Below are 17,223 nucleotides of genomic sequence, written 5' to 3' on the forward strand. Positions count from 1 at the left end.
CCCGGCCGCTCGGTGGACGTTGCGCCGGTCCCCGACCTCGGCGCCCAGCCTCACACCCGGGGGTGCGCCGCACATCTTGATGTGGTCGCCGTGGCTCGGCGCCGCCGAATGTTCGGACATCGGTCTCCGGCTGCGGGATTTTTCGGGCACGACTGATCGTTGAGCGGTTTGCCGGGTCCGCGAAGGTCGCATACAGTTAAGTGGAGACGTCCCCGCTTGAATGGATTCTGCTGGAACCTTCGATGCCCCGGCCGGTCGCGGCGATCGGCAGCACCCACCGCGACCGCATTCGCCCGTTGCCGTGCCGGTGTCCCGAGCAAGAAGGTCGCCATCTCGGCACGCTCCGGAACCATCGCGAGACGTCACTTCCCGTCCTTGTCTGATACCGACGGAGACTCCATGTCCCACCACAGCTCCACCATCACGCTGCGGGTGAACGGCGAAACGCGTTCGCTCACGGTCGACAACCGCACCACCCTGCTCGACGCGCTCCGCGAGGACCTCGACCTGATGGGCACCAAGAAGGGCTGCGACCAAGGGCAGTGCGGCGCGTGCACCGTGCTGCTCGACGGCAAGCGGGCGGTGTCCTGCCTGCAGTTCGCCGTCGGCGTCGACGACTCCGAGGTCACCACCATCGAAGGCGTCGCCACCGGCGACCGGCTGCACCCGGTGCAGCAGGCGTTCCTGGACTTCGACGGCTACCAGTGCGGCTACTGCACTCCCGGCCAGATCTGTTCGGCCGTCGCCGTCATCGAGGAGCACGCCGCGGGCTGGCCCAGCGCCGCCACCGACGACGTCCGGCCCGAAGCCGACCCGCCACCACTGGACGCCGCGGAGATCCGCGAGCGGATGAGCGGCAACCTGTGCCGCTGCGGCGCCCACAACTCGATCGTGCGGGCGGTCGCGCAGGCCGCCACCATGCGCGAAGCCGAGAGCACCGTGTCCCGCGACGGAGCGGAGGTCTCGGCGTGAGGGAATTCGACTATCGCCGCGCCACCGACGTGCGCACGGCCACCACGCTGCTCGCGGTGAACCCGGACGCGCGGTTCCTCGGCGGCGGCACGAACCTCGTGGACCTGATGAAGACCGGGGTGGAGACACCGCCGCAGCTCATCGACGTGCGCCGGCTCCCGCTGGACCACATCGAGGTCACCGAGGACGGCGGCCTGCGGATCGGCGCGACCGCCACCAACAGCGACGTGGCCAACCATCCCGAGGTGCGGCGGCGCTTCCCCGCGCTCGCCCAGGCCGTGCTGGCAGGCGCCTCCGGGCAACTGCGCAATGTGGCCACCGTCGGCGGGAACCTGTTGCAGCGCACCCGTTGCGGCTACTTCGCCGACGTTGCGCAGCCCTGCAACAAGCGGGTGCCCGGCAGCGGCTGCCCGGCGATCGAGGGCGAGCACCACAACCACGCGATCTTCGACTGGTCCGAGCACTGCGCCGCGACCAGCCCGTCGGACATGGGAGTGGCGCTGGCCGCCTTCGACGCGGTGGTGTCCTACGAGACCGCCGACGGCGCCGGCGAACTGTCCTATTCGGACTTACACCGGCCGGTCGGGGACAGCCCGCACGAGGAGACGACGCTGCCCGCCGGTGCGCTGATCACCGGGATCACGTTGCCCGCAGCCCCGATCGCGACCCGGTCGCGCTACCGGAAGGTGCGCGAACGCGCCTCCTACGCGTTCGCCAACGGCTCCATCGCCGCCGCCCTGGACGTGCGCGACGGAGTCGTCGAGGACGTGCGGATCGGATTCGGCGCGGTCGCGAACCGGCCGTGGCGGGCGCACGCAGCCGAACGGGCGCTGCTCGGACGGCCCGCCACCGCCGAGGAGTTCGCCACCGCCGCGGACACCGAGCTCGCCGCCGCGAAACCCTTGCCGCACAACGGCTACAAGGTGCCGTTGATCCGGAACCTGGTGGTGACCGTGCTGACCGAACTCACCGAGGAGACCACCCGATGACCACCACCGACCCACGGGTGGGCACCGCAGGCCCGACCGCCCCCGCCGACACCGGAACCGTCGGCTCCGCGCGCACCCGGCTCGAAGGCCGCGCCAAGGTCACCGGCGAGGCCCGCTACGCCGCCGACCACCCCATCGAGGACCTCGCGCACGGCTCGCTGGTGCTGTCCACCATTGCCCGCGGCCGGATCACCTCGATCGGCGAGGACGCGGTGCTGGACATGCCGGGCGTGCTCACCGTGCTGCACCACGGCAACGCGCCCCGCCTCAACCCGGAAGCCGGGATCTTCGGTCCCGACCCGGGATTGCAGCTGCTCCAAGACGACCGGGTGCAGTACGCGGGACATCCGGTGGCGCTCGTGGTGGCGAAGACGCCGGAGCAGGCCCGTGCCGCCGCCGACGCCCTCGAAGTCACCTACGAAGAGCAACCGCACGACTCCGAGTTCCGCGCCGATCACCCCGCGGAGTACGCGCCGCAGGGCGCGGGCACCGTCGACAAGGGCGACGTGGACGCCGAAGCCGACGGGGCCGCGGCAGTCGTCCACCACAGCTACACCACCTCCGAAGAGCACCACACGGCGATGGAGCCGCACGCGTCCATGGCGCGCTGGGAGGACGGGCGGCTGGAGGTGGTCGACGCCAACCAGGGTTCCTTCCTGGCCGCGAAGGTCGTGTCGACGCTGTTCGATCTCGACCCGGCGTCGGTGCGGGTCCGTTCCGAGCACGTCGGCGGCGGTTTCGGTTCCAAAGCGATCGGCCCGCAGCTGGTGTTCGCGGTGATGGCCGCGACCCGGCTGCGGCGACCGGTGCGGGTGGTGCTGACCCGCCCTCAGGTCTTCGCGATCACCTCCCTGCGGTCGGCGACCGAGCAGCGCGTGCGGCTCGCCGCGGACGCCGACGGCAGGCTGCGCGCCATCGACCACGAGTCGCGCTCGTTCACCTCCACCATCAAGGAATTCGTGGAGCTCGGCACCGAACTCACCGGCGTGATGTACGCGTCCGAAGCCATCCGCACCCGCACCAAGGTGGTGCCGCTGAACGTGCCCTCGCCCGGCTGGATGCGCGCACCCGGCGCGGCCCCCGGATCGTTCGCCCTGGAGTCGGCGATGGACGAGCTGGCGCAGCAGCTCGACGTCGACCCGGTGGAGCTGCGGTTGCGCAACGAGCCGGCCGTCGGCCCCGTCTCCGGGACGCCGTTCAGCAGCCGCAGGCTGGTGGACTGCCTGGAGCAGGGCGCGAGCCGCTTCGGCTGGTGGCAGCGGGACCGGCGTCCCGGGATGCGCCGGGACGGGCGCTGGCTGCTCGGCACCGGCGTCGCCGCGGGTTCGTTCGGCGCCGGTCCGATGCCCTCGACCGCCGCCATCACCGCCGAAACCGACGGCACCTACGAAGTGCGCATCACCGCCGCCGACATCGGCACCGGGGCGCGCACCGCGCTGTCCCAGGTCGCGGCGGAAGCTCTGGAGGTGCCGCTGGAGGCGGTGCGGATCCGGATCGCCGACAGCGACTTCGGCCCCGCTTTCCTCGCGGGAGGCTCCCGAGGCACCGAGTCCTGGTCGTTCGCGATCATCGAAGCGGCCGCGGCGCTGCACAAGAAGCTCGCCGCCGGTGAGCGGGCACCGGTGACCGCGCGGGCCGACACCACCGAGCTGATCGGCGCCCGCAAGCAGCTCGAACGGCACTCGTTCAGCTCCCAGTTCGCCGAGGTAGCGGTCGACGTGACCAGCGGCGAGGTGCGGGTGCGGCGGTTGCTGGGCACGTTCGCGGTGGGGCGGATCATCAACCCGCTGACCGCGCGCAGCCAGTTCGCCGGAGGCATGATCATGGGGCTGTCGATGGCGCTGCACGAAGAAGGCGTGCGGGACGCCACCGGCAGGCAGGCCAACGCGAACCTCGCCGGGTACCACATCTCCGCGCACGCGGACGTGCCCGAGATCGACACGTATTGGGTCGACGATCCCGACGAGGACAACCCGTCCGGGGTGAAGGGCATCGGTGAGGTCGGCATCGTCGGCACCGCCGCCGCCATCGCCAACGCCGTGTGGCACGCCACCGGTGTGCGCCACCGGAACCTGCCGATCAGTCTCGACCGGGTGCTCGACGCGGCCGGGTAGTTCGCGGCAAAGTGATCATCTCGGCGGTCCGCTCACTCCGGAACGGGGTGGGCGGGCCGCCGTTCTTGCTGGTCAGGGAGCGCCACTCGCTGATAGCGGGGGAATGGACCGTTCGACCGATGCGACCGGTCGAATGCTGCGTTGACCTGCCGGCGTCAGCGGACGCGGAGGCCGTCGAACAGGAGGTCCAGCAGCCGCTCAGCCTGCTCCCGGTGCTCGTCTCCCCCGGCGGCCATCGCGATGCCGAACAGGCCCAGTAGCAGATCCGCCGCCGGAACGTCGTCCCTGATCACTCCGGCGCGGGCGCCCGCGTCCAGCAGCGGCGTGATCGAGTCGAGCAGCATTTCCTTGCTCTTGTCATACGGCGCCCCGCCGGAGTCGATGACGGCCCGCAGCGCATCGGCCATCCCCAGCTTCGCCGTCGCGTAGTCGAGCGCGCGGCCCATCCAGGCCCGCAGCGCCTCCCCCGGCGGCAACGTCGCGAGCAGGTGCGGCGAGGCATCGCACAGGCGGCTCAGCTCGTGCCGGTAGGCGGCCTCGATCAACGCCTCCCTGGTCGGGAAGTTCCGGTACAGCGTCCCGGACCCCACGCCCGCTTCCTTCGCGATGTGATCGAGGTGCGCGTCCAACCCCCGCTCAGCGAACATCCGCGCAGCGGTGGAGAGGATCTTGTCCCGATTCCGCTGCGCGTCGGCCCGCAGCGGGCGGCCGGACTCCCTGCACATGCGGCGATTCTCCCCCATGCCCCGATCACGGCTTCCGCACCCGGAACGCCGAACCGGCCGGAGAGAACGATCGTGTTCACGACGGGCTCGCAGCGACGCGGCGGGAAGCCCCGCACGCGTCTTATTCCCCTCTCCTGGCTCCCGGGGGACCTCGACGCACGGACGGTGTGCGGACGAGCAAGCAGGTGGTCCGTCGCGGCCGTGGGATTGCTGACGCAGGAACGCGAGTTCGGGGTAGGCGCGAGTCCCAGCGGGTCGTGCGAGAGATGGCCCTGGCGACGGCGTCGTAGTCGAACTGGAGGGAACGGCCGGTCGGCAGAAGCGCCGACGTGCTGCACCGCGGACCAGGGTGCGGACCTCGCCCGCGGTGCAGATGCCGCCGGAAGCGCAAGGAGCGCGGGTCAGTCCCGTAACGGGTCGAAGTCGGGGCCGAAGTCCCCGTCGTCGTCATCGACCGGCCTGCGCCGCTGCGGCTTCTTCGGCGCCGCGGACGGGTTCGCGCTCGGCGGTGCGGGCGGTGCCGCGGGCGGCCGAGGCTTCGGGTCGTCGTCCTCCGGTGGCGCCCACTTGCCGGAGTCCGGCTGTTCGGCCTCGGGCTCGTCGGGTTCCTCCGGGAACCGCTCCCGCAGGTTGTCCAACATCATCGACCGCGTCTGCTGGTCCTCATCGCCGAGCTGCTCGGTCATCACCTCGCCGACCTTGGCGGCGATGTCGGACTGCGCCTTGCGCATCGTGTCCATGATCTGCGCGGACAGTTCCTGCAGCGGCATCGAGCGGATCTTCTCGGTGAACTGCACGTCGGTGACGCTGCCATCGGCGCGCACCGTCACCTTCACCCGGCCGTCCGGGCCGGTGGCCGTCAACCGGATCTGCTCGGTCTGCTCGCGCACCGCCTGGTAGCGCTGGGCCTTCTGCGCGAAGCCCTGCGCCCACTGCTCGATGCGCCGCTCCGCCTCGTCCGGGTCACTGCCGAGCGCAGCGAATCCACCGGGTCCGGACATGGTCCGCCTCCATCACATGCTCAGTACTGCTGAAATCCGTTCGGGTGCCGCTCAGGCGTCTTGCGGCGCTTGACCGCCGTGGGCGGCGCTCTTGAGCGTGAACTGCTGCGCGGACTTGCCCTCGGGCAGGTGCTGGCGCTCGAACTGCCGGAAGGACTCCGCGTTGTCCTCGTCGTTGGAGTCGTACTCCTTCGCCGTGTTGCGGATGTTCTCCGCCGTGACCTCAACGCCCTCGCGTGCCGCCTCCAGCGCGGTCACGCCCTCCTCCTCCATCGGATTCACGATGGGCGGCAGGAACGAGCACAACAGCCCGTAGGCCTCGTCGGACATGCTGACCTCCTTGGCCGCCGAGACCGCGGTGTCCAACCGGTCGGTCAGCGCGTCCAGATGGCTCGCGTGCGCCCGCAACTCCTCCGAGACGACTTCGTAGGGCATGTCCGAAACTCCTCACGATGAATGTCCGTGCCGCGCGCGGGAACCGCCGGCGGTGCGGCTCAGCGGCCCAGCAGGTCTTCGAAGTCCATTGTGGACAGGACGTCGGCGACGCGTTGCTCGATGCGGCTGTGATCGGCGGGCATGATGCTCAGCCACTCGCCCTGGTTGACCATCAAATACCGGCCCTGATGCGTGTCGAACCAAGTGACCAGCGTCGCCGCCCGCGTCGCACCGCGGGACACGCCGATCTGCCCGCCCGCCCGGCGATTCGTCGCCAACTCCAGCAACGCGTCCACGTCCTCGGCGGACATTCCCGTGCGCAGCAACGCCGTGCGATCGTCGAGATCACCACCGAACGGGTCGTCCCCGAAATCATCGTCGTCGTTGGCGACCTTCTCCAGCGACTCCTTGCGCACCGTGAACCCGCGTCCCCGGCCCGGATCGGCGGGTGCGAGCACCCCGACCGCGACGCTCGCCAACGCCCGCGGCCGGAACCCCTGCAACCGCACCTGATCGTCGGCGAGCACCGCGAGCACCCCGGCACGCCCGTTCACCGCGGCCAACGCTCGCAACGGCCCGTCCGCCACACCGACGACGTCCACCGAGAACTCGTGGTCACCCAGCAGCCGCAGCAAACCCTCCAGCTCGTCGTCGAGCCGATCGCCCGACACGAGATCGCGGGCGGCGAGCTTGCGATACACCTCACCGGTGAGCTCGGCGCGTTCCTCCATCGTCGCCCCGATGCTCGGTACCCGAAGCGGGTACGGCGCCCGGCGCATCCCGAGCGAACCCGCCACCAGGTCGAACTCGTAGGCGGACAGCACACATTCCGGATTGCTGTTCATCGTCGGTGTCTCAGCCGTCCTTCTTCTTCGGCTTGCCGCCACCGATCACCGGCGGCGGCAGGTCCGCACCCGGAACTTCGACGATCGGCGTGCTCTCCACGTACTTCGCCCGGCGTTCCTCGTCCTCACCGCCACGACCGCGCCCGGCCGCCGCCCCCGGCGCACCCATACCACCAGCACCGGCACCGGCGCCTGCACCGGCCGAGCCGCCACCGGCCGGACCAGCGGCCGGGCCGCCCGTCGACCCCGTGCCCACCGAAGAACGGCCGCCGGCACCCACGTTCGAACCACCGGAACCGCCCGCACCCTGCGAGCCTCCGGCTCCACCAGAACCGCCCGCACCCTGCGATCCACCGGCGCCACCCGCACCCAGCGATCCGCCCGAACCGGATCCGCCCGTGCTCGGGATGGGCGGAATCGCACCGCTCCAGCCCGAACGACCGCCCTGCCCGGTGCCGCCCGGCCCAGTACCGCCGCCGGGGCCTTGCCCGGGCCTGCGACCACCTGGCGCGACCGGACCGCCCCGGGAGTGTCCGGGGATTCCAGCTTCGGCACCGGGCGGTGCTTGATCGTGGGCGGATCGACCGAGTTGGGTGAAGTCTTGCCCTTAGGACCGGAGCCCTGCGAGGTGGTGCTCTCCGGACCGTTCTTCCGGTCCACCGGGCTCTTGCCCTGGTTGTTCCCGCCGCCGAAACCGTCCAGCGAGGGCACACGAGCGCCCGCGCCTTGGTTCGAACCGCCCTTGTCACCGGAGACCTGCGAGGTGTGCTCCAGCTGCGGAGCACTGGCCGACGTGTTCGACGCGGGGGTGTTCAGCGCGGCCATCCGCTTCGTGGCCTCCGCGCCGCCCTGCTGCGGATCGATCGGCGGGACCGCGGCGCCGGGAGCGGAAGGCTCCCCGCCCGGGGTCACGGGCTGCTGAACACCGGGCGCCTGTCCCGGCCCGGACGCACCCGCGGACCCGGTGCTCTCAGGCGTCCCATTCGGCTGAAAGGCGCTGTTGGCTTTGACGCCCGCCTTCTCGCCGTCCCTGATCGGGTCCGGCGGCGGCTCGAACCGGGGAGTGCTCCCGTCGACCACGCGGGAATCGCTCTCCATCCGCTCCATCACGGCGACGGCCTGATCGTGGGCGGAGTCCGCCTTATCCTGCTGCTGCTTCATGTCCTTCATGGCGGCCACGATGCCCATCAGCACACCGGCACCGTTCTCGCGGCCGAGGGAGCCGTAGACGCCGACGATCTCGTCTTTGAACTCGACGTCCTTCGGCTCGGGCATGCTCGTCTTGGCGGCCTCCATGACCTGGCCCTGCTCGCCGATCCGCTTGCCGAGGTCGCCTGCGGTGTTCCCCGCGTCGGAGGTCCAGCGGGCCAGCTCGTGGATCGCGCCGCGCGCCGACTGCGCCGCCTCGCCCTGCCAGCCCTCCTCGGTGCCGCGCAGCCGTTCGGCCATGCGCTGGGAGGAATCCCCGATCTCGGTGCCCATCCGCGACCAGTCCTGGGCGAGCTCGCCGACCCGGCCGGGCTCGTTGTCGTTGTGCACCGCCTCGTAGAGCTCGCGGTGGCTGCGCGAACTCCAGTTCTGGGTGTCCCGCAACACCAGGTCCGTGCCCGGGGCCGCCGTGCCGAGCTTGGCCCGCGTCGCTTCGCCGGTGCCCTGATCTTCCTGCGTCATGTTCTGGTTCTTCCCCCTCAAGCCGCGACCGCGCCCGGCGGCCGCACACCCAAGTCAAGTTCGAGAATCAAGTTCGAGGACGGGCACGGACGCCCGTGGACTCTCCTGCCGCGCGACTCGGCCTCGCACGACTCTTCCGCGATGGCGACCGGTCGCCACGGCCCGTCAACGGTCCGGCACCGGCGCCGCGAACGGTCGGCGTCGAGGTGCAATGGCGGCCGAGGCGACTCCCCCTGACCGCCACCACGTGCTGCTCACAGCTGGGACTTGAGTTTCTGGAACATGTCGACGGCGTGCTCGTCGGAGGTCTGGTACTGGCGCATCGCCTCGCCCACCGCGTCCTGCGCCTCGTCGAGCACCCGGCGGTACTCCTTGAGCACGCCGGTGAACGAGTCGCCCTCGCTGGTGGTCCGATCCACGAACTTCCCGGCCATCGCCTCGGCCACCGGGTTCTGCCCGAGCGGCGCGCGACGACCGAGGTCGTCGGCCCGACGCAACCAGGCGTCGACCTGATCCATCTGGTCGGTCAGCAGCTCCCGGACTTCGCGGCCCGCGGCGGGATCCAGTTGCAGCCGTCCGGACGCCACGTCCGAGCGGAGCGTGCCGACCGCGGCCGCCGAGGCCTGCAGGCGCTTCGACGCGACCTTCATCGGCTGCGCCGGCTCCGTACCGGCCTGCACCGGTCGCAGCTCAGCTTCCTCTCCGCCGCTCATGACTCCCCCTCGGAGCTCACAAATCCCGGACACGACATGCCCCGGCGGAACCGAACCCCCCGGAACGGGCGCCTGCCGGTGATACAAGATCTACCGGAATGACTCTGATCAACAACAGGGTGGTCACGGTGATCGTTACCACCCGGCAATCAGATCGACCCGATACGGCGGAAATTCCGCTGAGGACTCAACCTCCGGCTCGCTCACACGTCCGCCAGTTGGACGAACCTGCGATTTCCCAGGCCAGGACAAGAATTCGATTAGAAGTCGGCCGGAGCGGCATGGTTGCATCGCCGCACCGGACGGACGGCGGAATCCTACCCGGACGGCCCCGGGCATCGTTTTCCGCTCCCTGGCCGAGGATTCAGCGCAACGATCCGTTGGCGGACCGCACCAGGTCGGCCACGACCCACACCACGCCGCCGCCGAGCGCGACGGCCATCACGTAGTTCATCAGCTGCCACTGCTCCGCATTGATCAGGGTCGGCACCACGGCGATGGAGAACATCGCGAGCACGAAGAAGTTGGCCAGATTGCGGCGGGTCGATTTGGACATGCTCTGCTCCGTTCGTTCTCGCACCGCTGCGGCGCGATCTCGTTCGCTGTCACCACTGAATCTTTCCGCCGGGCGCCCGCAAGCACATCGGGCCGGAGGACGAACCGGTTCCGGACGCACCGGCCGAAAGTACGAACCCGCGCGAACCGCCCGGTTCCCTTGTCCGGCAACGCAACCGACGCGCAGTGGGCCGCTATCAACGTCCGCGGACCCGAGTACCATCGGCGGATCGTTTCCGCTTTGGGGAGAACGCATGGTGCCGATCGGTGCGGAGCACACCGCCGACATGGATCCGGCGAACACCGGTCCCGCTTTCCTGCGCAGGCGCTTCGGTCAGATCGGGCTGGACGCCGTGGTGCGCACCACGATCTCGGTGCTGCTCGCGCCGCTCGTGCTCCCGCTCGCATGGCTGGTGCGGCAATTCGGAGTATCGGGCTTCGCCGGCATCGTCACCGGATTCTGCGTCACCTTCCTGGTGACGATGGTGTTCGCGTGGTGGTGGCATGTGTGGTTCCCGTACCGGCACGGCGACCAGACCCCCGCGATGCGCTGGCTGAAGCTGCGCCTGATCGGCATGGACGGGGACAAGCCCGGCCTGGGGCAGTACAACGCGCGGTGGGTGCTCACCACCGTGGACACGATGTTCTTCTGCCTGGTCGGCATCGTGCTGATCATCGTGACGCCGCAGCACCAGCGGGCCGGCGACATCGTGGCCCGCACCCGCGTGGTGCGGGCCGACGTCAACTGACGAGGCCGTGCTGCCAGGCCCAGATCGCGATCTCCGTGCGGTTGCGGACCGACAGCTTCTGCTGCGCGCTCGCCAAGTGCGACTTCACGGTGGACAGCGAAACGTGGAGCTCGGCGGCGATCTCCGCGTTCGTCGCCCCCCGCGCCACCGCCAGCACCGTGTCCAGTTCCCGCTCGCTCAGCGGCGTGTCCCGGCGGCTCAGGCGGCGGCGCTCGGGCTGGGTGAAGTGCGACAGCAGCCGGGTGGTCACCGACGGCGAGATCATCGACTCCCCATCTGCCGCCGCGTGCACGGCGTTGACCAGCAGCGCGGCACCGGCGTCCTTGAGCAGGAAGCCACGTGCCCCGGCCAGCAGCGCGGCGTAGACGTTCTCGTCCACGTCGTAAGTGGTGACCACGACGACGCGCAGCGGATCCGGCACGTCCGGCCCCGCCAGCAGCCGCGTCGCCTGCAACCCGTCGACCTTCGGCATCTGGATGTCCATCAGCGTCACGTCCGGCCGCAGCTCACGAGCCATGTTCACGGCGGCCTCACCGTCCGCGGCCTCACCGACGACCTCCAGGTCCGGCTCGGCGCTGAGGATGAGCCGGAACCCGGTCCGCACGAGCGTCTGGTCGTCGGCGATGAGAACGCGAATGGTCACCGGGGGCCTCCTTGGCCGTTGCCGCCGGCGTCCTGCGGAGCTGCGATCGGGAACCGCGCGGTCACCCGCCACCTCCGTCCCGGTGCGGGACCGGCCTGCACGGTCCCACCGACGGCCTGCACGCGTTCGGCCATGCCGACCAGCCCGTAACCGGAACCCGTGCGGTCCGGCGATACCGACGGCACGTTGTCGTTTTCCACGACGAGCACAAAATCCGCACCCTCACGGTGACCGGACACGCGGGCCTCGGCAGCGTCCGGGGAGTGCTTGCGCGCGTTGGTCAACGCTTCCAGCACGATCCGATGCGCCGTGGTCGCGAGCTCCGGGTTCACCGGCACCTCGTCGAGGTCCGCGGCAACGTCCACAGTGGCGTGCACGCCGGCGGCGCGACGCACCGCTTCGCCGAATCCGGTGCCGTGCGGGAGGGAATCGTCATCGTCGGTGCGGAGCATACCGACGAGCCTGCGCATCGCGGCGAGCGCTTCGGCCCCCGCCTGCTCGATCTCGGTGTAGACCTCGACGGGGTCCTCCGGCGAGACCCGAGGGTTACTCGCCAAGGCGCGGGCGGCGTTCGTGCGGACCACGATGCCGCTCACGTGGAAGGCCACGAGGTCGTGCAGCTCCCTGGCCAGCCGCAGCCGCTCACCGGTGCGGACCGCCGCGAGTTCACCGCGCCTGCGGTTGTCGGCGTCGCGCAGCACCAGGCCGATCGCCAGCGCGATGCCCCAGGTCAGGGCGGCCGACACCGTGATCAGCGTGCGGGCGGTGCCGTCGAAGCGCAGCAGCGAGGCCGGCACCAGTGCGATCACGCTGCCCACCGCGACCAGCACCGCCGGCCGCGGGCGCAGCCGGCGACAGCATGCGCCGACCAGCAACGACAGGCCGAGGATCTCCGCGCCGGTCGGCACCTGCCCCGTCGCGAACCCGGCGTGGACGAGCCCTTCGCTGATCACCGTGCTGAGCAGGCTCAGCGCGATGGCCGCGGCGGCCAACCCACCGACGTGGGCGGGAAACCGCCGCCGCAGCACGGCCAGCAGCGCGACGATGGTGCCGCTCGGCGGGATCAGCAGCACCGCGGTCGTCGAGGCGCGCGAGTCCAGCCACGCCACCGAAACCGCGTCGGCGAGGAAGACCACCACGAGCGCGACGGCCTCCACGGCGAACAACCCGCGCCGGGCGGGCGGCCCGAAGAACCACGGACTGCTCATGATCACCGACCTTATCCCAGTGGAGGACGGAAATTACCGCGACGCCTTGACGTCCACGACATACCGGTTGGAGTCGGGCAGGAAGCTCAGCACCACGCCGACCGTGGACAGGGCCACCCCGACGTAGGACGCCGCATCGGCCGCAGGCCCGAACAGCGCGAGCGCGTTCAGCACCGCGAACACGGTCAGCACGATCCGCGCCCAATTCCGGCCGGTCCGCAGCTTCAGGCTCAGCCACCCGTAGATCAGCAACGTGACCACGGACGTCCCGAGCGCGATGTTCACGAGCAGGTCGTTCAGCTCCGGACCCACGTCGGGCATCGGGGACTGCGAACCGGAGAGCAGCTGGATCGTTCCCCAAACCGTGGGGATCACCGCGGAAGCGAGGTAGGCGAGCACCGAGAAGTTGATGCTCGACGGGGCGGAAGGAGTGTGCACGTTCAAAGTCGCCATGGCCGGAAAACTAATCATCCCAAAGAATTACCGGCAAGCTTTTCCGGAGCATTTCGTACTTTTGGCCATGCGGCTCATCCTCACGACCTAGCAGCGCCGATTCAATTCGTCCTCGAGTCCAATACACAAATATGAGCGCCTCCGTGAACAATCGTTCCGACCACTTTCCAAGGGAGGTTCGATGCGTGATTCAGCGAAGCGGGCGGCGCTCACCGCCGCCTGCCTGGGACTGGCGGTGACCGGTCTGCCCGGCGTCGCCTCGGCGGCCGGGAACACCGTCCCACCGAAGTACGCCGACCAGCAGCTCAACTGGACACCCTGCCCGTTCGAGGCGGCCGAGGGCAGCCGGCCCGCCGAGTGCGCGGTGGTGACGGTGCCCCGCGACTGGGCGAACCCGGAGGCCGGAGCCGACCTCGCGGTCTCGATCAGCCGGGTGCGGGCGGGCGGTGAAAAACTGGGGTCGCTGCTGGTGAATCCGGGCGGCCCCGGCGCGCAGGGCAGCTCGGTCGCCGGGTCGATCGCCGGACTCGAACCGGAACTGCACCAGGGCTACGACCTCATCGGCATGGACCCGCGCGGAACCGGCCACGAAGGCGCGCCCGAGCAGCAGGGATTCCTATGTGAAGTCCCACTCGACCGATTACCACAGGGCGGCGGCCTGGATGCGCGAGACCGCTCCGCCGAGAGCATCGCCGAACACCAGAAGATCCCGCGCGCCACCGCCGAAGCCTGCCAGAGCGATGCCATCGCCCCGTTCATCACGACCTGGCAGACCGCCCACGACATGGATCTCATCCGCGCTCTCCTGCAGGAGGAGAAGCTCAATTATCTGGGCTATTCCTACGGGACCTGGCTCGGCGCCAAATACGCCTCGCTGTTCCCGGAACGCTCGGGCCGGATGATCCTCGACTCGAACGTGAACTGGCAGGGCAGATTGCAGGCCGCGTTCGAAGATTTCCCGCGCATCGGCCAGCGCTGGTTCGACGAGGTGTACCTGCCGTGGACCACCCGGCAGTTCCCGGAACTCGTCGGCACCGACGTCGAATCGGCCCGGCGCACCTGGGAGGACGTGCGCGCGTTCTACGCCGCGCAGGGCGTCTCACCGGACAACTTCGACGCGTTGTTCGTCGGCGTGGGCAGCGAAATCGGCTGGACGCTGTCGAGCGCCGTGTTCGTGGCCGCCATCAACGAGATGAACGGGCAGCAGCCCCCGGAACCGGCTCGATCCGCGGAACTGCAGGCGATGCTCGATGAGCAGGCGCGGGCGAACTTCGGCGTTCCGCTCACCGAGCTGACTCCGCAACAGGTCGCCGACGGGCTCGCCGAGGACTACGCGCCGGTGACCGGAACGCGGTTCGCCGTCGCCTGCGGCGACCAGCCGACCCGATCCGCGCAGTGGTACCAGGACCTCAGCGACCGCCAAGGGCCGGAGCTGCCGCTGAACGGCTGGGCCTACGGGTTGAACGAGACCTGCGGGTACTGGTCCGACGCCCCTCGCCAGGACCTGCCGCAGCTGCCGCCGGAAGTGGCGGAGAACGTGCTCGTGATCCAGGGCGAATTCGACCCGCAGACCGCTTACGAGCAGGGCTCCTCCGCCGTGGACGCGGCCGACGGGGTCACCATGGTCTCGGTGGACGACTCCCCGGCGCACGGGCAGTACGCGATGGCGAACAACCCGTGCGTGGACGGCATGGTGAACGTGTTTCTGCTGCACGGTTCCCGGCCCGCCGACGCGGCGTGCCCGTCCGTCCCGCTGCCCGGCGAGCAGGAGGTGTTCCCGGTCGACGGTCCCGTGACCTCGGCGCCCACGCCGTTCCTCGCCGACGCCGGCACCGGCCCGGACCACCCCGAGCTGCGCCGCTCCCTGCAAGACCAGATCAGCCGCGCCAACCTCAACCCCGCGGCCTGACCCACCCCTGCCCCGCCGGCCGAACAGCCCGTCCACCCGAACCACCTCGACAAGCTGCGGCACCCCAGGCGCAGCCACTTCCAACGGAGTGAACGGACCGCTCGCCCAATCCCCCTGGACAAACGGTCCGCTCACCCGAACCAACTCGCCGTAAGCAACAGAAGCACCAGTGACCTCGGCAGAGCCACTGCGAGCGGAGTGAACGGACCGTTCGCCCAATCCCGTTGGGCATACGGTCCGTTCACTCCTTCCCTTCCCCGCGCAGCCCACGACGTGGGGTTTCGAATCTGAGTGAACGGACCCTTCGTCCAATCTCGTTGGGTAAACGGTCCGTTCACTCGGGTCCTTGTCGGCGTGAGCAGCTGGGGGCCGCGGATGCGGTGATCTTGGTGAAGCCACTGCGAGTGGAGTGAACGGACCGTTCGTCCAACAAGATTGGACGAACGGTCCGTTCACTTGACGTGATGCAGGACGCCGCCCGCTGGAGGTCAGATAGGACAAATGCGGTGGTTCGGCGGACTCGGGGGAGCGGGTCTCTGCTGATGACGCTGCGACGTGCCCGTTGGACGGCGGCGTTGCCGAGCTTCGCGGTCGTCCTCGTAGTCTTCCCGGACCGGGCGAGCGGCGCCCATCCGCTCGATCAGACGGCTGCCGGCCCGGCGTTCGCGGCCGCAGCGGGCTCACGTCCTGGTGGGCTCCGGTTCCGGGTCGCGGGTGAGAGCGTCGGTGATCTCCTCGGCTGCGGCGGGAGCGTCCCGGTACCAGGAGCCGACCGCCGCGAACAGCAGCAGCGACACCAGCACCGGCGACACGACCGTGATCGCCTCCGACAGGCCCAGCACGTACTTCGTGATCGCGAACGTGAGCAGCCCGCCGGCCCAGGAGGTCAGCGCCGCGGTGGGTCCGACGTGCCGGAACGGCCGCAGCATGCCCAGCATCATCGGAATCGAGATCGGCCCGATCAGCGCGCCCACCCAGGCGACGATGATGCCCAGCACACCGCCCAGGGTCTCCGCGTTGAGCGCCAGCACCACGCTGAGGAACACGAACACCACGGTGAGCACCCGGCCTGCCCGCAGGAACTGCTCGTCGGTGAATCCCTTGGCACGACGCCACACCTGTGGCAGGACGTCCCGGGTCATCACCGCCGAGATCGCGGTGGCGTCCGACGCGGCCATCGCCATCGTGTGCGAGAAGACGCCGACCAGAACCAGCCCCAGCAGTCCGGCCGGTAAGAACTGCAACGCCATCTCCGCGTAGACGTCCTCGGAGTTGTCCACCCGCACCAGCAGCGGCGCCGCGAACATCGGCAGCATCAGCACGATCGGCCACACCAAGTACAGCCCGCTGGACAACAGCGCGGTATGCCGCGCCGCCGACGAGGTGGGCGTGGCGATGTAGCGCTGCGCCAGGTTCCACATGCCGCCGTTGTACTCGAACGTCTTCACCAGCACGTACACCAGCAGGAAGTACGCGGGATAGCTGCTCGTCGTCGGCGAGGTGTGCCCTTCGGGCAGCGCCGACCAGAAGTTCGCGTAGTTGAACCCGCGCTGCGCCAAGGCGATCCCGACCGCGCCGATCATGGCGAACGCCGCGACGCCTTGGATCACGAACTGTCCGAGTTCGGTGAGCGCGTCGGCCCACAATCCGCCCGCGGTGCAGTACACCAGCGTCACCGCGGCGGTGATCACGATGCCCCAGCCGAGCGGGATGCCGACGAACTTGTTGAGCAGCAACGCGACCGCCGACCACTTGGCCGCTACGTCGAACACCTTCAGCAGCGAACCGCTCCATGCCAGCACCTGCTGGGTGGGCACGTTGAACCGCCGCGCGAGGTACTCCAGCGGGGACGCGATGCGGTAGTGCGTGCGCAGCCGATTCCACTTGGGAGCGAACAGGAACGCGCCGATCCCGGTGGCGACGGCCAGCGGGAACATGAACACCACGTAGGACACGATGCCCTGGTCGTAGGCGACCCCGGCGTATGCCACGAACACGACGGCGCTGTAGCCGGACATGTGGTGCGAGATCCCGGCCAGCCACCACGGCATTCGGCCTCCGGCGGTGAAGAAGTCCGCGGTGTCGGCGACCTGACGATGCGCCCAGACACCGATCGCCAGCATGATCAGCAGATATCCTGCGATGACCACCCAATCCAACGGGTGCATGTGGTGTCCCTTCCCTGGCCGGGGAAATCCGGCTCTCACTTCGTTGTGGGGGTTTTCGGGCGGTGCGGAGTGC

16 protein-coding genes are annotated in these 17,223 nt (G+C 69.7%); 5 read left to right on the forward strand and 11 right to left on the reverse strand.

Annotated elements, in window-relative coordinates:
- Positions 1-399 precede the first annotated feature (399 nt).
- The 3 genes from H2Q94_RS24890 to H2Q94_RS24900 are packed head-to-tail and all read left to right on the forward strand — an operon-like array spanning position 400 to position 4,075.
- Complete coding sequence (locus H2Q94_RS24890) at positions 400-972, forward strand: (2Fe-2S)-binding protein (protein ID WP_243789591.1); 573 nt, start codon at positions 400-402, stop codon at positions 970-972.
- Entirely contained in the window at positions 969-1,961 is a 993-nt protein-coding gene (locus H2Q94_RS24895) for an FAD binding domain-containing protein (RefSeq protein WP_243789592.1), read from the forward strand. Before H2Q94_RS24890 ends, H2Q94_RS24895 begins: the two co-directional genes overlap by 4 nt.
- Positions 1,958-4,075, forward strand: a complete 2,118-nt coding sequence (locus H2Q94_RS24900; protein ID WP_243789593.1) for a xanthine dehydrogenase family protein molybdopterin-binding subunit — start codon at positions 1,958-1,960, stop codon at positions 4,073-4,075. Before H2Q94_RS24895 ends, H2Q94_RS24900 begins: the two co-directional genes overlap by 4 nt.
- 155 nt (positions 4,076-4,230) lie before the next feature.
- Here the strand turns inward: H2Q94_RS24900 and H2Q94_RS24905 are convergent, their stop codons facing one another.
- The 7 genes from H2Q94_RS24905 to H2Q94_RS24935 all read right to left on the reverse strand — a co-directional run bounded on the left by H2Q94_RS24905 (position 4,231) and on the right by H2Q94_RS24935 (position 10,021).
- The gene (locus H2Q94_RS24905; protein WP_243789594.1) at positions 4,231-4,800 is read right to left on the reverse strand and encodes a TetR/AcrR family transcriptional regulator; all 570 of its coding nucleotides are present in this window, start codon (positions 4,798-4,800) and stop codon (positions 4,231-4,233) included.
- Positions 4,801-5,201: 401 nt separating this feature from the next.
- A complete protein-coding gene (locus H2Q94_RS24910; protein ID WP_243789595.1) occupies positions 5,202-5,801 on the reverse strand; it encodes a YbaB/EbfC family nucleoid-associated protein in 600 nt (199 codons plus the stop codon).
- 51 nt (positions 5,802-5,852) lie between these two features.
- Complete coding sequence (locus tag H2Q94_RS24915; RefSeq protein WP_243789596.1) at positions 5,853-6,236, reverse strand: type VII secretion target; 384 nt, start codon at positions 6,234-6,236, stop codon at positions 5,853-5,855.
- A gap of 59 nt (positions 6,237-6,295) precedes the next feature.
- The gene (locus H2Q94_RS24920) at positions 6,296-7,081 is read right to left on the reverse strand and encodes an ESX secretion-associated protein EspG (RefSeq protein WP_243789597.1); all 786 of its coding nucleotides are present in this window, start codon (positions 7,079-7,081) and stop codon (positions 6,296-6,298) included.
- A 45-nt stretch (positions 7,082-7,126) separates the two neighbouring features.
- On the reverse strand, positions 7,127-8,752 hold the full coding sequence (locus H2Q94_RS30570) for a PPE domain-containing protein (protein ID WP_258718628.1): 1,626 nt from the start codon (positions 8,750-8,752) through the stop codon (positions 7,127-7,129).
- A 254-nt stretch (positions 8,753-9,006) separates the two neighbouring features.
- Complete coding sequence (locus H2Q94_RS24930) at positions 9,007-9,465, reverse strand: hypothetical protein (RefSeq protein WP_243789598.1); 459 nt, start codon at positions 9,463-9,465, stop codon at positions 9,007-9,009.
- 364 nt (positions 9,466-9,829) lie between these two features.
- Positions 9,830-10,021 (reverse strand): hypothetical protein, encoded by a 192-nt coding sequence (locus H2Q94_RS24935; RefSeq protein WP_243789599.1) that lies wholly within the window; start codon positions 10,019-10,021, stop codon positions 9,830-9,832.
- Positions 10,022-10,274: 253 nt separating this feature from the next.
- On the opposite strand from H2Q94_RS24935, the gene H2Q94_RS24940 reads away from it, so the two are divergent.
- Positions 10,275-10,769, forward strand: a complete 495-nt coding sequence (locus H2Q94_RS24940; protein ID WP_243789600.1) for an RDD family protein — start codon at positions 10,275-10,277, stop codon at positions 10,767-10,769.
- Here H2Q94_RS24940 and H2Q94_RS24945 read toward each other — a convergent pair.
- Genes H2Q94_RS24945 through H2Q94_RS24955 form a run of 3 tightly spaced genes read right to left on the reverse strand, consistent with a single transcriptional unit; the run spans position 10,762 to position 13,073 of the window.
- On the reverse strand, positions 10,762-11,412 hold the full coding sequence (locus tag H2Q94_RS24945; protein WP_243789601.1) for a response regulator: 651 nt from the start codon (positions 11,410-11,412) through the stop codon (positions 10,762-10,764). The two genes, H2Q94_RS24940 and H2Q94_RS24945, sit on opposite strands and share 8 nt — an antisense overlap.
- Positions 11,409-12,620: a sensor histidine kinase gene (locus H2Q94_RS24950; RefSeq protein ID WP_243789602.1), complete on the reverse strand. Its 1,212-nt coding sequence runs from the start codon at positions 12,618-12,620 to the stop codon at positions 11,409-11,411. Before H2Q94_RS24950 ends, H2Q94_RS24945 begins: the two co-directional genes overlap by 4 nt.
- A 33-nt stretch (positions 12,621-12,653) precedes the next feature.
- Complete coding sequence (locus tag H2Q94_RS24955; RefSeq protein WP_243789603.1) at positions 12,654-13,073, reverse strand: hypothetical protein; 420 nt, start codon at positions 13,071-13,073, stop codon at positions 12,654-12,656.
- A 181-nt stretch (positions 13,074-13,254) separates the two neighbouring features.
- Here H2Q94_RS24955 and H2Q94_RS24960 point away from each other — a divergent pair, with 181 nt between their 5' ends.
- On the forward strand, positions 13,255-14,982 hold the full coding sequence (locus H2Q94_RS24960; protein WP_243789604.1) for an alpha/beta fold hydrolase: 1,728 nt from the start codon (positions 13,255-13,257) through the stop codon (positions 14,980-14,982).
- Between the two features lie 680 nt (positions 14,983-15,662).
- On the opposite strand, the gene H2Q94_RS24965 is transcribed toward H2Q94_RS24960, so the two are convergent.
- Positions 15,663-17,150 carry a sodium:solute symporter family protein gene (locus tag H2Q94_RS24965; protein ID WP_243789605.1) on the reverse strand — a complete coding sequence of 496 codons (1,488 nt, stop codon included), beginning with the start codon at positions 17,148-17,150 and terminating at the stop codon, positions 15,663-15,665.
- Between the last annotated feature and the right edge of the window lie 73 nt (positions 17,151-17,223).

The organism is Saccharopolyspora gloriosae, assembly GCF_022828475.1.
Classification (GTDB): Bacteria; Actinomycetota; Actinomycetes; order Mycobacteriales; family Pseudonocardiaceae; genus Saccharopolyspora_C; species Saccharopolyspora_C gloriosae_A.

Bases quoted from the DNA above. Each gene is read 5' to 3' on its own strand.
- H2Q94_RS24905 (WP_243789594.1), bottom strand. From the start codon at position 4,800: ATGTGCAGGGAGTCCGGCCGCCCGCTGCGGGCCGACGCGCAGCGGAAT.
- H2Q94_RS24965 (WP_243789605.1), bottom strand. From the start codon at position 17,150: ATGCACCCGTTGGATTGGGTGGTCATCGCAGGATATCTGCTGATCATG.
- H2Q94_RS24960 (WP_243789604.1), top strand. From the start codon at position 13,255: ATGCGTGATTCAGCGAAGCGGGCGGCGCTCACCGCCGCCTGCCTGGGA.
- H2Q94_RS30570 (WP_258718628.1), bottom strand. From the start codon at position 8,752: ATGACGCAGGAAGATCAGGGCACCGGCGAAGCGACGCGGGCCAAGCTC.
- H2Q94_RS24915 (WP_243789596.1), bottom strand. From the start codon at position 6,236: ATGCCCTACGAAGTCGTCTCGGAGGAGTTGCGGGCGCACGCGAGCCAT.
- H2Q94_RS24955 (WP_243789603.1), bottom strand. From the start codon at position 13,073: ATGGCGACTTTGAACGTGCACACTCCTTCCGCCCCGTCGAGCATCAAC.
- H2Q94_RS24910 (WP_243789595.1), bottom strand. From the start codon at position 5,801: ATGTCCGGACCCGGTGGATTCGCTGCGCTCGGCAGTGACCCGGACGAG.
- H2Q94_RS24900 (WP_243789593.1), top strand. From the start codon at position 1,958: ATGACCACCACCGACCCACGGGTGGGCACCGCAGGCCCGACCGCCCCC.
- H2Q94_RS24930 (WP_243789598.1), bottom strand. From the start codon at position 9,465: ATGAGCGGCGGAGAGGAAGCTGAGCTGCGACCGGTGCAGGCCGGTACG.
- H2Q94_RS24890 (WP_243789591.1), top strand. From the start codon at position 400: ATGTCCCACCACAGCTCCACCATCACGCTGCGGGTGAACGGCGAAACG.
- H2Q94_RS24935 (WP_243789599.1), bottom strand. From the start codon at position 10,021: ATGTCCAAATCGACCCGCCGCAATCTGGCCAACTTCTTCGTGCTCGCG.
- H2Q94_RS24920 (WP_243789597.1), bottom strand. From the start codon at position 7,081: ATGAACAGCAATCCGGAATGTGTGCTGTCCGCCTACGAGTTCGACCTG.
- H2Q94_RS24940 (WP_243789600.1), top strand. From the start codon at position 10,275: ATGGTGCCGATCGGTGCGGAGCACACCGCCGACATGGATCCGGCGAAC.
- H2Q94_RS24950 (WP_243789602.1), bottom strand. From the start codon at position 12,620: ATGAGCAGTCCGTGGTTCTTCGGGCCGCCCGCCCGGCGCGGGTTGTTC.